This is a genomic window from Microbacterium sp. LWO14-1.2 (assembly GCF_038397715.1).
GTDB lineage: Bacteria > Actinomycetota > Actinomycetes > Actinomycetales > Microbacteriaceae > Microbacterium.
Map to the genome: position 1 here is coordinate 2,425,881 of NZ_CP151633.1, position 18,256 is coordinate 2,444,136.

15 protein-coding genes are annotated in these 18,256 nt (G+C 72.2%); 12 read left to right on the forward strand and 3 right to left on the reverse strand.

Annotation, left to right across the window (positions count from 1 at the left end; all coding sequences use genetic code 11):
- Nucleotides 1-43 precede the first annotated feature (43 nt).
- The 11 genes from MRBLWO14_RS11620 to MRBLWO14_RS11670 all read left to right on the forward strand — a co-directional run bounded on the left by MRBLWO14_RS11620 (nucleotide 44) and on the right by MRBLWO14_RS11670 (nucleotide 14,429).
- Entirely contained in the window at nucleotides 44-3,409 is a 3,366-nt protein-coding gene (locus MRBLWO14_RS11620; protein WP_341933318.1) for a serine hydrolase, read from the forward strand.
- Nucleotides 3,406-4,545, forward strand: a complete 1,140-nt coding sequence (locus MRBLWO14_RS11625) for a M20 family metallopeptidase (protein WP_341933319.1) — start codon at nucleotides 3,406-3,408, stop codon at nucleotides 4,543-4,545. The genes MRBLWO14_RS11620 and MRBLWO14_RS11625 overlap by 4 nt, the downstream gene beginning before the upstream one ends.
- Nucleotides 4,533-5,342, forward strand: a complete 810-nt coding sequence (locus MRBLWO14_RS11630; RefSeq protein ID WP_341933320.1) for a GNAT family N-acetyltransferase — start codon at nucleotides 4,533-4,535, stop codon at nucleotides 5,340-5,342. The genes MRBLWO14_RS11625 and MRBLWO14_RS11630 overlap by 13 nt, the downstream gene beginning before the upstream one ends.
- The gene (gene menC / locus MRBLWO14_RS11635; protein ID WP_341933321.1) at nucleotides 5,339-6,445 is read left to right on the forward strand and encodes an o-succinylbenzoate synthase; all 1,107 of its coding nucleotides are present in this window, start codon (nucleotides 5,339-5,341) and stop codon (nucleotides 6,443-6,445) included. Before MRBLWO14_RS11630 ends, menC begins: the two co-directional genes overlap by 4 nt.
- Before the next feature lie 16 nt (nucleotides 6,446-6,461).
- Complete coding sequence (locus MRBLWO14_RS11640) at nucleotides 6,462-8,084, forward strand: helix-turn-helix domain-containing protein (protein ID WP_341933322.1); 1,623 nt, start codon at nucleotides 6,462-6,464, stop codon at nucleotides 8,082-8,084.
- A gap of 23 nt (nucleotides 8,085-8,107) precedes the next feature.
- A complete protein-coding gene (locus tag MRBLWO14_RS11645; protein WP_341933323.1) occupies nucleotides 8,108-8,884 on the forward strand; it encodes a copper homeostasis protein CutC in 777 nt (258 codons plus the stop codon).
- 23 nt (nucleotides 8,885-8,907) lie between these two features.
- On the forward strand, nucleotides 8,908-9,762 hold the full coding sequence (locus tag MRBLWO14_RS11650) for an alpha/beta fold hydrolase (RefSeq protein WP_341933324.1): 855 nt from the start codon (nucleotides 8,908-8,910) through the stop codon (nucleotides 9,760-9,762).
- Between the two features lie 323 nt (nucleotides 9,763-10,085).
- Nucleotides 10,086-10,823 carry a DUF1684 domain-containing protein gene (locus MRBLWO14_RS11655; RefSeq protein ID WP_341933325.1) on the forward strand — a complete coding sequence of 246 codons (738 nt, stop codon included), beginning with the start codon at nucleotides 10,086-10,088 and terminating at the stop codon, nucleotides 10,821-10,823.
- A 46-nt stretch (nucleotides 10,824-10,869) separates the two neighbouring features.
- Nucleotides 10,870-11,919: a biotin/lipoate A/B protein ligase family protein gene (locus MRBLWO14_RS11660; RefSeq protein ID WP_341933326.1), complete on the forward strand. Its 1,050-nt coding sequence runs from the start codon at nucleotides 10,870-10,872 to the stop codon at nucleotides 11,917-11,919.
- Entirely contained in the window at nucleotides 11,898-12,830 is a 933-nt protein-coding gene (locus tag MRBLWO14_RS11665) for a site-specific DNA-methyltransferase (protein ID WP_341933327.1), read from the forward strand. Before MRBLWO14_RS11660 ends, MRBLWO14_RS11665 begins: the two co-directional genes overlap by 22 nt.
- A 27-nt stretch (nucleotides 12,831-12,857) precedes the next feature.
- Nucleotides 12,858-14,429, forward strand: coding sequence for a carboxylesterase family protein (locus MRBLWO14_RS11670; protein ID WP_341933328.1), 1,572 nt, complete (start codon nucleotides 12,858-12,860; stop codon nucleotides 14,427-14,429).
- A 9-nt stretch (nucleotides 14,430-14,438) separates the two neighbouring features.
- On the opposite strand, the gene MRBLWO14_RS11675 is transcribed toward MRBLWO14_RS11670, so the two are convergent.
- The 3 genes from MRBLWO14_RS11675 to MRBLWO14_RS11685 form a co-directional block, all read right to left on the reverse strand.
- On the reverse strand, nucleotides 14,439-14,786 hold the full coding sequence (locus MRBLWO14_RS11675) for a cupin domain-containing protein (protein WP_341933329.1): 348 nt from the start codon (nucleotides 14,784-14,786) through the stop codon (nucleotides 14,439-14,441).
- Entirely contained in the window at nucleotides 14,783-16,189 is a 1,407-nt protein-coding gene (locus MRBLWO14_RS11680) for an FAD-dependent oxidoreductase (RefSeq protein ID WP_341933330.1), read from the reverse strand. The genes MRBLWO14_RS11675 and MRBLWO14_RS11680 overlap by 4 nt, the downstream gene beginning before the upstream one ends.
- A gap of 61 nt (nucleotides 16,190-16,250) precedes the next feature.
- Nucleotides 16,251-16,718, reverse strand: coding sequence for an Lrp/AsnC family transcriptional regulator (locus MRBLWO14_RS11685; protein WP_341933331.1), 468 nt, complete (start codon nucleotides 16,716-16,718; stop codon nucleotides 16,251-16,253).
- A gap of 100 nt (nucleotides 16,719-16,818) precedes the next feature.
- Here MRBLWO14_RS11685 and MRBLWO14_RS11690 point away from each other — a divergent pair, with 100 nt between their 5' ends.
- Nucleotides 16,819-18,252 carry a gamma-aminobutyraldehyde dehydrogenase gene (locus MRBLWO14_RS11690; RefSeq protein WP_341933332.1) on the forward strand — a complete coding sequence of 478 codons (1,434 nt, stop codon included), beginning with the start codon at nucleotides 16,819-16,821 and terminating at the stop codon, nucleotides 18,250-18,252.
- The last annotated feature ends 4 nt before the right edge of the window (nucleotides 18,253-18,256 follow it).

Here is an 18,256-nt window from a genome sequence, read left to right on the forward strand (position 1 = left end):
CACGCCAGCCGGTGCCACGAGCGCCGCAACCGAAGGAGTCCCCGTGACCCGCAGAATGAGTATCGACGACGCTCTCGCTCTGACCGTGCCGAGTCAGCCGACGCTGTCGCCCGCCGGAGACCGCGTCGTGTACGTGCTCGGCGCGACAGACGTCGACGAGGACCGCAGCACGAGTTCGCTGTGGATCGCCGACGAGAGCGGCACCAGGGCGCTCACGCGCGGTCCCTCCGACTCGAGCCCGGTCTTCTCGCCCGACGGCGCCCACGTCGCCTTCCTCCGTGACGGCCAGCTGTGGACGCTGCCGCTCGGCGGCGGCGAGCCCCAGCAGCGCACGACCCTCCCGCTCGGCGCCGGTGTGCCCGTGTGGAGCCCCGACAGCACGCGCATCGCCTTCACGGCGGCGGTCGTGCCGCGCTCCGCGCCCGATGCCGGGGAGAGCGACGAGCAGCGCGCGGAGCGCGAGAAGGCCCCGATCGTCACGAGCGGGATCGACTACCTCGTCGACGGCGCGTGGTTCACCCGCGGCGTGACCGACCAGCTGCACGTGCTCGACCTGGCCAAGGGCCGCGTGCGACGCCTCACCGACGGCGTCTCCGGCGTCGGGAGCCCCGCATGGTCGCCCGACGGCAGCGTCCTCGCCTACGTCGCGCGTCCCGACGGCGCCGACGACCTCGCCTTCCGCTCGTCCGTGCAGGCGCTCGACCCCGCGGACCCCGCAGCCCGCCCCCGCACCCTCGCGTTCGCCGACGGCTACGCGGGCACGGTCTCGTTCACGCCCGACGGCAGCCGCCTCGTCGTCATCGGCTGGAACGGCGAGCCGGAGGGGCACGCCGGGCTCTTCGTCGTCGACCTCGACTCCGGCGACGTCGTCGACGCGGCGGGCGATCTCGACCGCAACGTCATGCCCGGCGCCCCCGCCTACCCCGGCGCGCTGCCGCAGGTCACGGCCTCCGGCGACATCCTCTTCGCGATCCGCGACCGCGGCGCGACGCACCTCTACGCCGTGCCCGTCACGGGCGGTGCGCCCCGACTCGTGCACGGCGGCACCGATGAGGTCGTGAGCGGCCTGTCGGTCGCGGGCGACACCGCGGCGATCGCGCTCACGACGCCGACGTCGTTCGGCGAGATCCTGCGCCTCGACCTCGCGGCGGGCACGAGCGCCGTGCTCACCGCGCACGGCGACGCGCCGGATGGCGCCGAGCTGTTCGTGCGCGAGAGCCGTGAGTTCACGATCAGCGACGGCACCGTCGTGCAGGGCTGGATCGTGCGCGATCCCGCCGTCACGGGCGCGACCCCGCTGCTCGTCGACATCCACGGCGGGCCGCACAACGCATGGAACGGCGCCGTCGACGAGATGCACCTCTACCACCAGCAGCTCGCGGCCGATGGATGGACGATCCTCATGATCAACCCGCGCGGCAGCGACGGGTACGGCGAGGACTTCTGGCGCGGGGTGAACGCCGCCTGGGGCGTCTCCGACGCCAAGGACTTCCTCGAGCCGGTCGACGAGCTCGTCGCGGAGGGGACGGCGGATGCCGCTCGCCTCGCGGTCGCCGGCTACAGCTACGGCGGTTACATGACGGCCTACCTCACGGGTCACGACGACCGGTTCGCCGCCGCGGTCGCCGGAGGCATCGTCGCCGACCTGTTCAGCATGGGCGGCACGAGCGACGACGCCCACATGCTCAGCGTGCTCGAGCTGGGCGTCATGCCGTGGGCCTCGGCCGACCGCGACACGCTCACCGCGATGTCGCCGTACTCGGCCGTCGAGAACGTGACGACGCCGACGCTCGTCCTGCACGGAGAGAAGGACCTGCGATGCCCCGTGCACCAGGCGCAGCAGTGGCACTACGCGCTGCGCGAGCGCGGGGTCCCCACCGAGCTCGTCATCTACCCGGGCGGCAGTCACGTCTTCCCGCTGCTCGGCGCACCGAGCCACCGCGTCGACTACGCGCGCCGCATCGTCGACTGGGTCGAGCGCTTCGCCGGGAGCACCCGCGGTGCGCGCCCGGCGGCGATCGACGCCGCGCACTGGCAGCACCGGCTCGACGAGCTCGCGCGGCTGCACGACGTGCCGGGTGCGCAGCTCGGCATCCTGCGCTACGACCCCGAGGGGCGTGACGAGGTCGTGACGGCCGCCACCGGCACGCTCAACGCCGACCTGCCAGCGGCGTCGGCGACCGTGCTGCCCGACTCGGTCTTCCAGATCGGCTCGATCTCGAAGGTGTGGACGGCGACGGCCGTCATGCGGCTGATCGAGCAGGGGGCCTTCACGCTCGATACCCCGGTGGTCGAGATCGTGCCCGACCTGCAGCTCGCGACCGAGGAGTTCACCAGGGGGGTCACGGTGCGCCATCTGCTCACCCACACGAGCGGCATCGACGGCGACGTGTTCACCGACACCGGCCGCGGCGACGACTGCCTGGAGAAGTACACGGAGCTGTTCCCCGAGATCGGCGTGAACCACCCGCTCGGCGCGACCTGGTCGTACTGCAACTCGGGCTTCTCGTTGCTGGGGCGCGTGATCGAGAGCGCCACGGGCAGCGTGTGGGATGCCGCGATGCGCGACCTGCTCTTCACGCCGCTCGGACTCACGCACACCGTGACTCTGCCCGAGGAGGCGATCCTGCACTCCGCCGCCGTCGGACACGTCGAGAGCGGGGAGAACCCCGTCATCGCACCGGTGTGGGCGCTGCCGCGCTCGCTCGGCCCGGCCGGACTCATCACCGCGCGGGCGGCCGACGTGCTCGCGTTCGCGCGGCTGCACCTGGCCGGCGGCGTCGCGGCGGACGGCACCCGTCTGCTCGAGGAGTCCACGGTCGCCGAGATGCAGGCGTTCCAGGCCGAGGTGCCGGACAAGCACATCCTCGGCGACTCGTGGGGCCTCGGCTGGATCCGCTTCGACTGGAACGGCGAGCGCCTGTACGGGCACGACGGCAACACGATCGGCCAGGCCGCGTTCCTGCGCGTGCACGCCGAGTCGGGTGTCGCCGTGACGCTGCTGACGAACGGCGGCCACACGCGGGATCTCTACGAGGACCTCTACCGCGAGATCTTCGCCGAGCTCTCCGGCGTGACCATGCAGGCCACCGTCCAACCGCCCGCTGAGCCGGTCGAGGTCGACATCGCGCCGTTCGTCGGCACGTACGAGCGCGCCTCGGTGCGGGCGGAGGTGTTCGTCGGCGACGACGGCCCGATGCTCCGCACCACCGTGCTCGGACCTCTCGCCGAGCTCGAGCCCGACCCGGTCGACGAGTACGCGCTCACGCCGTACAGCGACGGCGTCTTCGCGCTCCGCGCCCCCGGGACGCAGACGTGGATGACGGCGACGTTCTACACGCTGCCGACGGGCGAGGAGTACCTGCACTTCGGCGCACGGGCGACCCCGAAGGTGTCGAGCGGCGCATGAGCATCCCGTCCCCGCTCGTCGTCGACGCGCTCACGGAGGCAGCCCTCGTCTCCACGATCCGCCGGCTGATCGAGTGCGAGTCGCCCTCCGGCGACGACGCGGCCGTCGCTCGGTCGGCCGACGTCGTCGCCCAGGTCGGCACCGAGCTGCTGGGTGTCGAGCCAGAGCGTCTCGTGATCGACGGCTGCACGCATCTGCGGTGGCGCTTCGGCGCCGCGACGCGGGTGCTGCTGCTGACCCACCACGACACCGTGTGGCCGCACGGCACCCTCGACCGGCTGCCGTTCGGCATCGTCGACGGAGTGCTGCGAGGGCCGGGGTCCTTCGACATGAAGACGGGGCTCGCCATGGTGCTGCACGCGGTCGCCGCGCTCGACGACCGCGACGGCGTGACCGTGCTCGTCACGGGCGACGAGGAGACGGGGTCGGAGAGGTCCCGCGCGCTCATCGAGGAGACGGCGCGCGGCGCCGCAGCGGTGCTCGTCACCGAGGCCTCGGAGAACGGGGCCTGGAAGGGCGCGCGCAAGGGCGTCGGCATGTACGAGATCGCGGTGCGGGGCAGGGCGGCGCACGCGGGTCTCGAACCGGAGAAGGGCGTCAACGCGACGGTCGCGCTCGCGCACCTGGTGCTCGCGATCGGTGCTCTCGCCGATGCGGATGCCGGCACGACCGTCACCCCGACGCGCGCCGACTCCGGCACCACGGGCAACACCGTGCCCGCCGAGGCGACGCTGCGCATCGACGTGCGGGCGTGGTCGGCGGCCGAGCTCGACCGGGTGGATGCGGCGCTCCGCGCCTACGCCTCGCCCGTGCCCGGCGCGGCGATCACCGTGCACGGCGGCATCAACCGCCCGCCGCTCGCGCGGGAGATGTCGCAGGCGCTCGCCGACCTCGCGGCGAGGCTCGGTGCGGCGTACGGACTGGGTGACGTGCGGGCGGTCGCCGTCGGCGGGGGCAGCGACGGCAACTTCACCGCGGGTGCGGGGGTGCCGACCCTCGACGGCATGGGGGCCGTCGGGGGCGGTGCGCACGCCGACGACGAACACGCGATCGTGGCGGAGATCCTGCCCCGAACGCGACTGCTGGCCGACATGGTCGCAGAGATCTCGAGAACGGACGGACCATGGCAGAACTGATGCACGACGACGCGGTCGTGTCGTCCGCGCAGCGCGATGCGGATTGCGCCGCCGCGGCATCCGGCGTCTCGATCAGAGAGCTCGGGGCGGTCGGCGAGCATGCCGAGGCCATCGCCCTGCTGTCACGCATCTGGCGGCGCTCGCCCGAGAACCCCGTCGTGCCGCCCGAGCTCATGCGGGCGCTGAGCAAGGCGGGCAACTACATCGGCGGCGCGTTCGCCGACGACCGCCTCGTCGGGGTCGCGATCGCCTTCCATGCCGATCCGGAGCGCCACGCGCTGTACAGCCACATCGCCGGGATCTCCGCGGAGAGCGCCGGGCGCTCGATCGGATTCGCGCTCAAGCAGCACCAGCGGGCCTGGGCCCTCGGCCGCGGCATCGATGCGATCGAGTGGACGTTCGACCCGCTCGTCGCCCGCAACGCCCACTTCAACATCACCAAGCTCGGCGCGCGGCCGCAGGAGTACCTCTCGGACTTCTACGGCGCGATGACCGACGGAGTCAACAGCGACGACGAGACCGACCGGCTGCTCATGCGGTGGGAGCTCCGCGACGCGGGCGTCGCCCTGCGCGCGCACGGCAGCTCCCCGCAGCCGGAGACGCGGATGCCTGGTGACCGCACCGTCGCGGTGCCGCCCGACATCGAGCGCACACGGCGGGAGGACAGGGCGGAGGCGCAGGTCTGGCGTCTGCGCGTGCGCGAGCAGCTCACCCGCGCGCTGGACGCCGGCGGACGGATCGTCGGATTCGACCGCACCGAGGGGTACATCATCCGACCGGAGAGGACCACGGCATGAAGATCGACGGGATCGAGCTGCGACGGGTGGCGATGCCGCTCGTCTCCCCGTTCCGCACATCGTTCGGCACGCAGACGGCGAAGGACATCCTGCTCGTGCGGGCCGTCGTGGACGGCGTCGACGGGTGGGGCGAGTGCGTGACCCTGCCCGACCCCGTGTACTCGCCCGAGTACACCGAGGGCGCGGTCGACATGATCCGCCGCTACATCGTGCCCGCGCTGACCGGAGCCGAGATCTCGGGCGCGCACATGATCGGCGAGCGGCTCGCTCCCTTCAAGGGACACCGGATGGCGAAGGCCGCCGTCGAGACGGCCGTGCTCGACGCCGAGCTGCGCTCCGAGGGGCGGTCGTTCGCCCGCGAGCTGGGCGCTGTGCATGACACCGTGCCGTGTGGCGTGTCGGTGGGCATCATGGACGAGATCCCGCGGCTGCTCGACGCGGTCGACGGGTATCTCGCCGAGGGGTACGTGCGCATCAAGCTCAAGATCGAGCCGGGGTGGGACGTCGACGTCGTCCGCGCGGTGCGAGAGCGCTTCGGCGACGAGGTGCTGCTGCAGGTCGACGCGAACACCGCCTACACCCTGCGGGACGCGCAGCACCTCGCCCGCCTCGACGACTTCGGCCTCCTCCTGATCGAGCAGCCGCTCGAGGAGGAGGACATTGTGGGGCACGCCGATCTCGCGCGGATGCTGAAGACGCCGATCTGCCTGGACGAGTCGATCACCTCGGCGCAGACCGCTGCCGCCGCGATCCGCCTCGGCGCCACGAGTGTCATCAACATCAAGCCGGGCCGTGTCGGCGGATACCTCGAAGCGCGCCGCATCCACGACCTCGCGGTCGCCCAGGGTGTGCCGGTCTGGTGCGGCGGCATGGTCGAGAGCGGCATCGGCAGGGCGGCGAACGTCGCACTCGCCGCCCTGCCCGGATTCGTGCTGCCCGGCGACGTCTCCGCGAGCGACCGCTTCTACCGCGTCGACCTCACCGAACCGTTCGTGATGCGCGACGGGAGCCTCTCGGTGCCGCAGGGTCCGGGGCTCGGAGTGACCCCGATCCCGGAGATCCTCGACGAGCTCACGACCTGGACCGAGTGGCTTCCGATGTGAGGTTATGCTCGCCGATATGAGCGCGCTGTCACGGTCGAGCTGGGGTCGCGTGATCGACGATCTCGGTGTGACGCTGCTCGACGTGGAGTACGGCCGCATCGACGTCGACCGGCAGATCGGCGGCATCGTCATCCATGATCCGCTCGACGAGCCGGTCTATCCGCAGGGCGCCGTCGTGCTCGCGGTCGCGCTGCGCGACGCCGACGAGCTCGCGGCGCTCGTGCGCGAGGCGGGGGAGCGGGGAGCGGTGGCCGTGGTCGTCCGCGCCTCGACCGAGCTGCCGCAGGTCGTGCGGGATGCCGCCGACGACGCAGGCATCGCGATCCTCGGCCTCGCCCGCGGCGCGACGTGGACGCAGCTGGCCGCCCTCCTGCGCTCGCTGCTCGCGGAGGACGACGTGGGGCAGACGCCCGCGGAATCGCTGGGCGGGGTGTCGTCGGGAGACCTCTTCGCCGTGGCGAACGCGATCGCCGCGCTGCTCGACGCGCCCGTGACGATCGAGGACCGGTCGTCGCGGGTGCTCGCGTTCTCCGGCGGGCAGGAGGCGGCCGACCCCTCGCGCGTCGAGACCATCATCGGCCGGCAGGTGCCCGACCGCTATGCCCGCGTGCTCACCGAGATGGGCGTCTTCCGCGACCTGTACCGCGGCGACGCCCCGGTGGTCGTCGACCCCGTCCACCTCGGCGAGGGCGTCTCGACGCAGCGCATCGCGATCGCCGTGCGCGCGGGCGACGAGGTGCTCGGCTCGATCTGGGCCGCCATGGACGGGCCGCTCACCGAGGAGCGCTCAGCGACCCTGCGCGACGCGACCAAGCTCGTGGCCCTGCACCTGCTGCGGATCCGCGCGGGAGCCGACGCGCAGCGCAGCCTGCGCGCCGAGCTCGTCAGCCGCGCACTCGACGGCGGGCCCGATGCGCAGGACGCGCTCGGACGCCTCGGCCTCGCCGGCCGCCGCGTCTGGGTGATGGCGACGGCGCTCGCGCCGCGCGGCGAGGACGGCACCGAGCACGACTCCATCGCCGAGCGCGAACGCCTCACCGACGCCCTCGCGCTGCACCTCTCCGCCGTGCAGCAGGGCGCCGCCGTCGCCCTGGTCGGCGACACCGTCTACGGCATCCTGCCCGTCGCGGACGCCGCGGCCGAGGATCGCTCCGTCCGCCTCGCCGAGGACTTCCTGCAGCGGGTCGGCGACCGCATCCCCGCCGTGATCGGCATCGGCCGCCCCGCGGCGACCGTCGCCGAGATCGCGCGCTCGCGCGCCGAGGCCCACCGTGCGCTGCGCGTGGTGGTCGAACGCGCCCCTCGGCAGCGCAGCCTGGCCCGCATCGCCGACGTCGAGACCGACTCCCTGCTGCTCGACCTCCGCGACCTGCGCAGCGCACGCGGCGACCTCGCCTCGGGTCCGCTCGCCCGGCTGATCGACTACGACACGCGCCACGACGCGCACCTCGTCGACACCCTGACGGCCTGGCTCGACCACTTCGGCGACGTCACCGCGGCCGCCGCCGCATGCTTCGTGCACGCCAACACCTTCCGCTACCGGCTCCGGCGGGTCGCCGAGGTCGGACGCCTCGACCTCGACGACGCCGACGCCCGGTTCGCCGCGATGCTCGAGATCCGCACACTGCCCGTGCGCTGACGGCGCTCGGGCAGAATGGACGGATGACCTCAGCCCCCTCCGCCGGCACGATCGATCCGGCTGCCGGCATCGCCGTCGAGATCGCCGTCCAGGACACCGCGGGAGTGCGGGTCGCTGGCGCCGTCGGGGCGACGCGGATCGAGCTCGCCCAGGCCCTCCCGCTCGGCGGACTCACGCCGTCGCCCGCGACGCTGGAGCTCGCGATCGAGACCGCTCGCGACCTCGGCGTCGAGGTGCACGTGCTCGTGCGTCCGCGTCCCGGCGGGTTCCACTACGACGCCGACGAGATCGCGGTCACCGAGCGCGACGTGCGCCGAGCTGTCGACGCGGGCGCCGACGGCGTCGTCGTCGGGGCGCTGGATGCCGCGGGCGCCCTCGACCTCGTCGCGATGGCCAGCCTGCGCGACGCCGCAGGCGCGGCATCCGTCACCCTCCACCGTGCGATCGACGTGACGGCCGACCCCGTCGCGACCCTCGCCGCGGCGCGCGCGCTCGGACTCCGTCGCGTGCTCACCTCGGGCGGCGCGTCGGCGGCGATCGACGGGATCGAGACGCTCCGCGCGATGGTCGCGGAAGCAGCAGGCGGCATCGAGGTCATGGCCGGGAGCGGAGTGGATGCCGCGAGCGCGGCCGCCCTCGCCGGAGCCGGCGTCGACGCCCTGCACTTCTCCGCCAAGCGCACCGTGCGCGAGGAGGGCGGCGTGCGCATGGGCTCGGCGGCGGACGGCGTCGGCGGCTACGAGGTCACCGACCTGGACACGGCCCGCGCGGTCGTCGCCGCGCTCGCCTCGTCACGCTGAGCAGCGGTCAGTAGGGTGGGGGCGTGACGGATACACGCGAGTTCACCGACGCCCACGGCATCGCCATCGTCTACGACGTGCACGAGGCTGTCGGCGAGGCGCGGGGCGTCGTGCAGCTGCTGCACGGCGTCGGCGAGCACGCCGGGCGATACGGGGCGCTGATCACCGCGCTCACCGAGGCCGGCTTCCACGTGTACGCCGACGACCATCGCGGACACGGTCGCACCGGCATCCGTCAGCACGAGGGGCCGGCGAAGCTCGGCCGTCTCGGCAAGGGCGGTCTGCGGGCCGCGGTCGCCGCGGTCTGGCAGCTCACCGGCATCATCGCCGACGAGCATCCCGACCTGCCGCTGGTGCTGCTGGGGCACTCGTGGGGATCGTTCCTCGCCCAGATGCTCGTGAACGACCACCCCGAGGCCTGGAACGCCGTGATCCTGTCGGGGTCGGCGCTGCGCATGCCCGGCTCGCTCAACGCGGCGCCGCTGAACGCGCGCTGGGCCGGACCGGAGGCGACGGGGCTCGAGTGGCTGAGCCGCGACCCCGAGGTATGGGCGGCGTTCCACGACGACCCGCTCACGACGGACGTGCCGCTGCTGAAACTGTTCGGCCCGATCGAGGCCGCGCGGCTCTACGGCCGACCGCGGAAGGACCTCGGCCACGACATCCCGCTGCTGCTGCTCGTCGGCCGCGACGACCCGGTCGGCGGACCCCGCAGCGTGCACCGGCTCGCCGAGGAGTACCGCACCCGGTCCGGCCTCACCGACGTCACGACCCTCGTCTACCCGGATGCACGGCACGAGATCTTCGCCGAGCTGAACCAGGCCGAGGTCCGCGCCGACGTGCTGGCCTGGCTCGACGCCCGCATCCCCGCGCGCTGAGCCCGCATCCCCGCGCGCGCCCTGCCCGCGCCGTCCCGCGCGTTCTGCGGGAGACCGCGCGTTCCGCAGGAGATCGCGCGTTCCGCAGGAGATCCCGCGCGATAGGGTCCTTCGCTGGCGGTGATCTCCTGCACAGCGTGTGCGCCGGCCCCGCGCCCTCCCCGTCGATGACCTCGCGGGATGCCGTGGGAGATGTCTCCGCGTGACCCCGCGTGACCCCGTGTGACAGCGGGTGAATCCGCGTGACGCCTCACGCGCCCGGCATCCGTTCCTCCGCATAGATTCGCGACGAGAGGGGCGTCGATCGGCGAGGAGGGAGCGCGGTGGGCTTCGAGGAGGAGTGGCGCAGCTGGCATGAGTCGCGAGAGCGGTATGCCGGTGCTGAGTACGGTCCTGCCGCGCTGGAGTCGACGAACTGGCTCATCACCGAGCCGGCTGCCGTGGAGGGGGTCCCCGGGCTGTGGGCGCTCACGGGAGACGGAGGGATCCGCGGCAGCGACCTCGGCACGGCCGGGTCGACCGTGACCCTGCACGGCCCGCAGACGCTGCGCATCGGACGCCGCGAGCTGCGCGTGTTCGACCGTCGCGGAAGCCTCGCTCTGCGGGTGTTCAACCCCCGGCGCCCCGAGCGCGAGCGCTTCAGCGGCATCGACGCGTACCCGCCACGGGAGGGCTGGCGGGTCGCGGCGCGGTTCGAGGAGACGCCGGGCGAGACCGTCGCGATCACGGCGATCGACGGTGCCACGCACGAGCAGGAGCTCGCCGGCCGGCTGCACTTCGAGCTCGACGGCATCCCGCTCACCCTGTCGGCCACACGAGCGCCGCAGGGCGGTCTCACCGCCGTCTTCGCCGACGGGACGAACGGCACCGAGACGTACCGGTTCCGGTTCCTGCCGATCGACGAGCCGGATGCCGACGGCGCGGCCCTGATCGACTTCAACCGCGCCTACCTCCCGCCGTGCGCGTTCTCCGACCAGTACGTGTGCCCGCAGCCGCCCGCCGCCAACCGCTGGTCGCTGCCGATCCGCGCGGGCGAGCGCGCCGTCGTCCTCGGGCGCTGAACCCCTGAACCGGGACAGCGGCCGACCAGCGCCTTAAGCTGGAACCGTGCACGGTGAATACAAGGTCCCAGGGGGAAAGCTCGTCGTCGTCGACCTCGAGGTGGAGGACGGCCGGATCGCCCGGTTCCGCCTCGCCGGGGACTTCTTCCTCGAGCCGGACACCGCTCTCGCCGACATCGACGCCGCCGTCACCGGACTGCCGATCGAGTCCGACGCCACGGCCATCGCCGCCGCCGTGCGCGCCGCGCTCCCGGAAGGAGCCCAACTGCTCGGCTTCACCCCCGAGGCCGTCGGCACGGCCGTGCGCCGCGCCCTCGTCACCGCCCCCGGCTGGCGCGACTTCGACTGGGAGATCGTGCACGAGAAGGCCGTGTCGCCCCGCATGAACCTGGCGCTCGACGAGGTGCTCACCTCGCGCGTCGGAGAAGGACGACGCCGCCCGACCCTGCGCATCTGGGAGTGGGACCAGTCGGCCGTCGTGATCGGCTCCTTCCAGTCGTACCGCAACGAGGTCGACCCGGAGGGCGCGGAGCGCCACGGCTTCGACGTCGTGCGCCGCATCTCCGGCGGCGGTGCCATGCTCATGGCCGCAGGGCAGATCATCACGTACTCGCTGTACGTGCCGGCATCCCTCGTGCAGGGCATGACGTTCGCCGACTCCTACGCCTTCCTCGACGACTGGGTGCTGCAGGCGCTGCGCTCGCTCGGGATCGACGCCGTCTACCAGCCGCTCAACGATATCGCCAGCTCCTCGGGCAAGATCGGCGGCGCCGCGCAGAAGCGCCTGGCCAACGGCGGGGTGCTGCACCACGCCACGCTGTCGTACGACATCGACGGACAGACCATGACCGAGGTGCTGCGCATCGGTCGCGAGAAGCTCAGCGACAAGGGCACCACCTCGGCCGCGAAGCGCGTCGACCCGCTGCGCAGCCAGACCGGACTCTCGCGGGCCGAGATCATCGAGCGCTTCACCGACACGTTCCGTACCGTGACGGGTGCGGAGGACGGCGGGATCACCGCCGACGAGTACGCCGACGCCGAGGCGCTGGTCGAGTCGAAGTTCGCGACCGACGCGTGGCTGCACCGGGTCCCGTGACCGACGGGCAGCCGCCCGCGCTCGGCGCCGTCACCGTCATCCAGGGCGACAACCTCGCCGTCGCCGCGACGCTGCCCTCGGCATCCTTCACTCTCGTCTACCTCGACCCGCCCTTCAACACGGGCCGGGCGCAGGAGCGGCAGATCGTCACCGCGCGCCGCACGGCGTCGGATGCGGAGCAGGAAGCGGATGCCGGAGATCCCGGGGATGCCGAGCCGGCGCCGCCGACCGAGGTGCGGCACGGATTCCACGGCCACCGCTACGAGCGCGTGCGCGGGATGCTGCGCACGTACGACGACCGTTTCGACGATTACGGCGCCTTCCTCATGCCGCGCCTCGAAGAGGCGTGGCGGCTGCTCGCCGACGACGGCACGCTGTACCTGCACCTCGACTACCGCGAGGCGCACTACGCCAAGGTGATGCTGGATGCCGTGTTCGGCCGCGACTGCTTCCTGAACGAGCTCATCTGGGCGTACGACTACGGCGCCAAGTCGCGGCGGCGCTGGCCGACCAAGCACGACACGATCCTCGTGTACGTGAAGAACCCGCGCGAGTACGTGTTCAACTCCGACGACGTCGACCGCGAGCCGTACATGGCCCCCGGACTCGTCACGGCCGAGAAGGCCGCCAGGGGCAAGCTGCCCACCGACGTGTGGTGGCACACGATCGTGCCGACGACCGGACGGGAGAAGACGGGGTACCCGACGCAGAAGCCCGAGGGCATCCTGCGGCGCATCGTGCGGGCGTCGAGTCGGCCGGGCGATCGGGTGCTCGACCTCTTCGCCGGAAGCGGCACGACCGGCGCCGTCGCGTCGGCCCTCGGGCGCGACGCCGTGCTCGTCGACGACAACCCCGAGGCCGTGCGCGTCATGACCGAGCGGATGCCGCACGCCGACGTCGTTCACGGCTGACGCGACCGCATCCGGCAGACTGCTGGCATGAGCGAATTCGTCGAGGTCGACACCGCTGCCGGTCGTGTGCGCGGGCGCTGGCGCCCCACCACGGGAGGGCGAGGGGCGCCGCGGTCGGCCGCGTTCCTCGGCATCCCGTTCGCCGAGCCGCCCATCGGGCCGTTGCGCTTCGCCGCCCCCGTGCCGCACGCGTCCTGGGAGGGCGTGCGCGACGCGCTGGAGTTCGGGGCCACCGCGCAGCGCGGCGACCAGGGCGACACGCTCATCCCGGAGCCCAGCGTCGAGGGCGACTCCACTCTCAACGTGAACGTCTTCACTCCCGACCCGGATGCCGCGGGGCTCCCGGTGCTCGTGTGGATCCACGGCGGCGGCTTCACCACAGGTTCCCCCGCGAGCCCCTGGTACGACGGACGCAACTTCAACCGCGACGGCGTCGTCACGGTCACGATCTCGTACCGCCTCGGCTTCGAAGGGTTCGGCTGGATCGAGGACGCCCCCTCGAACCGCGGGGTGCGCGACTGGCTGCTCGCGCTCGAGTGGGTGCAGCAGAACATCGCCGCGTTCGGCGGAGACCCCGCGCGCGTCACGATCGCCGGGCAGTCGGCGGGCGGCGGGGCCGTGCTCACCCTGCTCGGCATGGAGAGCGCGCAGCACCTGTTCCAGCGCGTGTACGCGGTGTCGGCCGCGCTGACGGATGTCGCGGCATCCCGCTCCGAGACGTTCGGCCGGGCGCTCGCCGCCTCGGCCGGCGTCGATCCCACGGTCGCGGGGCTGTCGGGTGTCGACGAGCTGCGCCTGCTGACGCTGCAGAAGCGGGCCACGCACCTGAACCCCCGCGAGATCGCGAGCCTCGTCGATCAGGGGCTGCCGCTCGGACCCGCCGTCGACGGCGACCTCATCACGCGGCCGACGCGCGAATCGCTGCGCGCCGGTGTCGGGGCCGACAAGCCGCTCGTGCTCGGCGCGACCGACGACGAGTTCACGATGGTGTTCGGCGGAGCGGTGGCGAAGGCTCTGCGCTGGGTGCCCCGGAACGTCGTGCTCGATCGGCTCGGTCTGCCGCGCGCGGTGCGGGCCGAGTACCTGGCGGCGAACGACGACATCGTGCGGCTCGGCAAGCCGCGGCTCGCCGGTCGAGTGCTCACGGACCGGATGTTCCGGGTCGGCGTGCTGCGCGTCTCGTCCGACCGCGGCGACGCTCCGACCTGGGTGTACCGGTTCTCGTGGCCGTCCGGACGCTTCGGCTTCGCGGAGCACTGCCTCGACGTGCCGTTCTTCTTCGACTGCCTCGACGGCCCGCGCATCGACAATCTCGCCGGGCCGAACCCGCCGCAGCGGCTGGCCGACGAGGTGCACGCGGCGGCCGTCTCGTTCATCGCCGGCGGCGATCCCGGCTGGCCGCGACACGAGGGGGATGCCGGGATCGTGCGCGTCTACGACAGCGAGGCCCGCGACGTCGCCGACGCCTACGCGACCGTCCGGCCGCTGCGGGCGGCTGATCCGGTCGGTCGACCCCGAGACGACCTGTTCGTTCGCGCGAACGAAGATCGACGTCGTTCCGACGAAGGGTGGTCGGCGGAGCGAACCCCGGGACAGTGAATTCGCGGGTCAGGCGACGTAGATCTTGCGCAGGGTCTCGGTGACCGTCCACTCCGTGCGCATGCCCTCGGCGAGACGCACGACCGACCCCGGTCCGACCTCGATCGCCGGCAGGGCCGGGTCGAGGAACGCGATGCGGGCGTGGCCCGACAGAACGACGAAGACCTCGTCGGCCTCGGTGTCGGATGCCGTGCCCGGCGTCATCTCCCAGACGCCGATCTCCACTCCGCGGATCTCCCCGAGGGCGACGGTCGCGGTCGTCGGAGACCCCGACGCGACATCGGATGCCGGAAGCGGCGCGTGCGCGAGCGGCAGCGCCGGGGCATCCACTCCCGTTCCCGCCGAAAGCGCGGTCACGAGTCGAATCCCATGCCGACGGCGTCCAGGGTCTTGAGGAACAGGTTGCGCTTCCCCTCGTTGTGATCGGCGCGGTCCATCGCGGCGCGTACGAGGTTGATGCCGATCGCGGCGGCGGGCTCCGGCGGGAACGGGATGGGCTTCTCGCGCACCATCGCCAGCTCCGTGCGTTCGGTCTGCTCTCCCGAGAGTTCGTCGAGCATGACGTCGGCGGCGAACCGGGCGGCGCCGACGCCGAGCCCCGTGAAGCCGGTCGCGTAGGCGACCCGGCCCCGGCGGGCGGTGCCGAAGAAGGCGCAGAACCGGCTCGACGAGTCGATGGCGCCCGCCCAGCGGTGCGTGAAGCGCAGCCCTTCGAGCTGCGGGAACGTCGTGAAGAAATGGGAGGCGAGTCTGCGGTGGCTCTCCATCCGGTCCTCGTACTCGGGGCGCACCTTGCCGCCGAAGTGGTACACGGCGTCGTAGCCGCCGAAGAGGATCCGGTTGTCGGCGGTGAGGCGGTAGTAGTGGAACTGGTTGGCGCTGTCGGCGAGGCCCTGGCGGTTCGACCAGCCGATCGACGTGAGCTGTTCGTCGCTCAGCGGTTCGGTCATCAGCACGTAGTCGTACACGGGGACGGTCATGAGCCGGTTGCGCCTGAGGAGCGACGGGAAGACGTTCGTGGCGAGCGCGACGTCGTCGGCGATGACGCGTCCGCCGTCGCGGGTGACGACGGTCATCGGTCCGGTGCCATCGCCCTCGATGCCTCGCACGAGCGAGTGCTCGAAGATCTCGACGCCGAGGTCGGCGGCGACGCGCGCGAGCTCGAGGCCGAGCTTCGCGGGATGCACGAGCGCCGTGGCATCGCGGTCCCACGCGCCCGCGAGGAAGGTCGGCGAATGCACTTCGGCCTGCACGGCCTCGCGGTCGAGGAAGCCGTCCTCCTCGCGGAGCCAGTCGACCTGGTGCGGTTCGACGGCGAGCGTGATCGCGCCGGTGCGCTCGAAGTCGGCATCCATCCCGTACCGCTCCACGGTCCGGGCGATCCCGTCGAGGTTCTCGAGGCCGAGCTCTTCGAGCCGGTCGATCTCGTGCGGCCACCGGGTCGCCCCGTTCTCGTGGCCGTGCGTGAGGCTGGCCTCGCAGAAGCCGCCGTTGCGTCCGGAGGCCGCCCACGCGATGCGCGACGCCTCGAGAAGCACGACCCGACGCTGCGGGTCGCGCTCCTTGGCGCGCACCGCGGTCCACAGTCCGGCGTACCCGCCGCCGACGATCACGAGGTCGGCGGCGATGGTCCCGGTGAGGCGCGGGTGCGCGGGGCGCTCGACGTCGTCGAGCCAGAACACGCTCAGCGCGGTGCCCTGCAGGGACGCGTCGATGACGGCATCCGAGGGGCGCTGGCGTTCGAAGACGGTGGTTCCCATGATCACTCCGGTGCGGATCGGCTGACGGACGGACGGGCGGACGGCGGGGAGGGACGCGCGGTCAGCGCGTGCCCCAGTTGTAGAGGTCTTTGTAAAGCCCGGCGTAGAGCAGGCTCTCGGTGTGGATGACGCCGGGGATGGTGCGGATGCGCGTGGCGATGAGGTCGAGCAGATCGGCATCGCTCTCGCACACGGCCTCGACGAGGATGTCGAAGGTGCCGAGGGTCACGACGACGTACGCGAGCTCGGTGATCTCGGTCAGCTGCTCCGCGACCGCGCGCGGGTCGCCGGTGACGCGGATGCCGATCATCGACATCCGGTGGAATCCGAGCTGCATCGGGTCGGTGACCGCGACGATCTGGATGATGCCGGCCTCGGTCATCCGCTGCACGCGCTGGCGGGCGGCGGCCTCGCTGAGACCGACCTCGCGGCCGATCTCGGCGTAGGGCCGGCGTCCGTCCTCCTGCAGGAGTTCGACGATGCGCTTCGAGATGTCATCGAGCATCGGTTGCTTAGAAGGGCCGCTCATGTGTCGATATTGACAGGAGGCTCGGCGATTGGCAACTGATTCCATCGTCATTCTCAGGTTGCTCTTCTGTATTCGTGACGCTCTCGCTAGCATGGCGGGCATGGCCACAGAACCCCTGCAGAACTTCATCGGCGGTCGACGCGTTCCCGTGAACGGCGCAGGGCGGATGCCGCTGATCGACCCGGCGACGGAGGAGACCTACGGCGAGCTGCCCGTATCCGACGCGACCGACGTCGACGCCGCGTACGCGGCGGCCGCCGCCGCGCTCCCGATCTGGCGCGACACGACACCGGCCGACCGGCAGCTCGCGCTGTTCCGCATCGCCGACGAGATGCAGGCCCGCGCCGAGGAGTTCGCCGACCTGGAGTCCAAGGACACCGGCAAGCCGCGGGCCAGCCTCGTCGCCGACGAGATCCTGCAGTCCATCGACCAGCTGCGGTTCTTCGCCGGCGCCGCCCGCAGCCTCGAGGGTCGCGCCGCCGCCGAGTACCTCGCCGGCCACACCTCGTTCGTGCGCCGCGAGCCCATCGGCGTGATCGGCCAGGTCACGCCGTGGAACTACCCGCTCAACATGGCGGTGTGGAAGATCGCGCCAGCGCTCGCCGCCGGCAACACCGTGGTGCTGAAGCCCGCCGAATCGACCCCGCTGACCACGCTGCTGCTCGCCGAGATCGTGGCCGTGCACACGCCCGCCGGCACTCTGAACGTCGTGCTCGGCGACCGCGACACCGGGGTGGCGCTCGTCGAGCATCCGACGCCGCAGATGGTCGCGATCACCGGGTCGGTGCGGGCGGGCATTGCAGTGGCACGCTCGGCTGCCGCCGACGTGAAGCGCGTGCACCTCGAACTCGGCGGCAAAGCGCCGGCGATCGTCTTCCCCGACGCCGACCTCGACAGGGCGGCCTCGGGCATCGTCACCGGCGCGTTCTTCAACGCCGGGCAGGACTGCACGGCCGCCACCCGCGTGCTCGTGCACTCCTCTGTGCACGACGATTTCGTCGCATCATTGGTGGAGAAGGCGAGGACGGACGCCCGCACGGGCGGTCCGCACGAGGAGGGCGTGCTCTACGGGCCGCTCAGCAGCGCCGCGCAGCTCGCGCAGGTGTCCGGCGTCGTCGACCGCCTTCCCGCGCACGCGACGATCGCCACGGGCGGACGCCGCCAGGGCGACCGCGGCTACTTCTACGAGGCGACGATCGTGACGGGTCTGCACCAGGACGACGAGGCCGTGCAGAGCGAGATCTTCGGCCCGGTGCTCACCGTGCAGGCCTTCGACACAGAGGAGGAGGCGCTCGCGATGGCCAACGACGTGCCGTACGCGCTGGCCTCCTCGGTGTGGACGAGCGACCACACGCGGGCGATGCGGTTCTCGCGCGACCTCGACTTCGGGTGCGTGTGGATCAACACCCACATCCCGTTCGTGTCGGACATGCCGCACGGCGGCTTCAAGCACTCGGGCTACGGCAAGGATCTCTCGCAGTACGGCTTCGACGACTACACCCGCCTGAAGCATGTGATGACAGCACTGGAATGACCGC

Excerpts from the sequence above, each read along its gene's own strand:
- MRBLWO14_RS11625 (WP_341933319.1), top strand. The coding sequence starts at position 3,406 with ATGAGCATCCCGTCCCCGCTCGTCGTCGACGCGCTCACGGAGGCAGCC.
- MRBLWO14_RS11630 (WP_341933320.1), top strand. The coding sequence starts at position 4,533 with ATGGCAGAACTGATGCACGACGACGCGGTCGTGTCGTCCGCGCAGCGC.
- menC (WP_341933321.1), top strand. The coding sequence starts at position 5,339 with ATGAAGATCGACGGGATCGAGCTGCGACGGGTGGCGATGCCGCTCGTC.
- MRBLWO14_RS11640 (WP_341933322.1), top strand. The coding sequence starts at position 6,462 with ATGAGCGCGCTGTCACGGTCGAGCTGGGGTCGCGTGATCGACGATCTC.
- MRBLWO14_RS11645 (WP_341933323.1), top strand. The coding sequence starts at position 8,108 with ATGACCTCAGCCCCCTCCGCCGGCACGATCGATCCGGCTGCCGGCATC.
- MRBLWO14_RS11670 (WP_341933328.1), top strand. The coding sequence starts at position 12,858 with ATGAGCGAATTCGTCGAGGTCGACACCGCTGCCGGTCGTGTGCGCGGG.
- MRBLWO14_RS11680 (WP_341933330.1), bottom strand. The coding sequence starts at position 16,189 with ATGGGAACCACCGTCTTCGAACGCCAGCGCCCCTCGGATGCCGTCATC.
- MRBLWO14_RS11685 (WP_341933331.1), bottom strand. The coding sequence starts at position 16,718 with ATGAGCGGCCCTTCTAAGCAACCGATGCTCGATGACATCTCGAAGCGC.
- MRBLWO14_RS11690 (WP_341933332.1), top strand. The coding sequence starts at position 16,819 with ATGGCCACAGAACCCCTGCAGAACTTCATCGGCGGTCGACGCGTTCCC.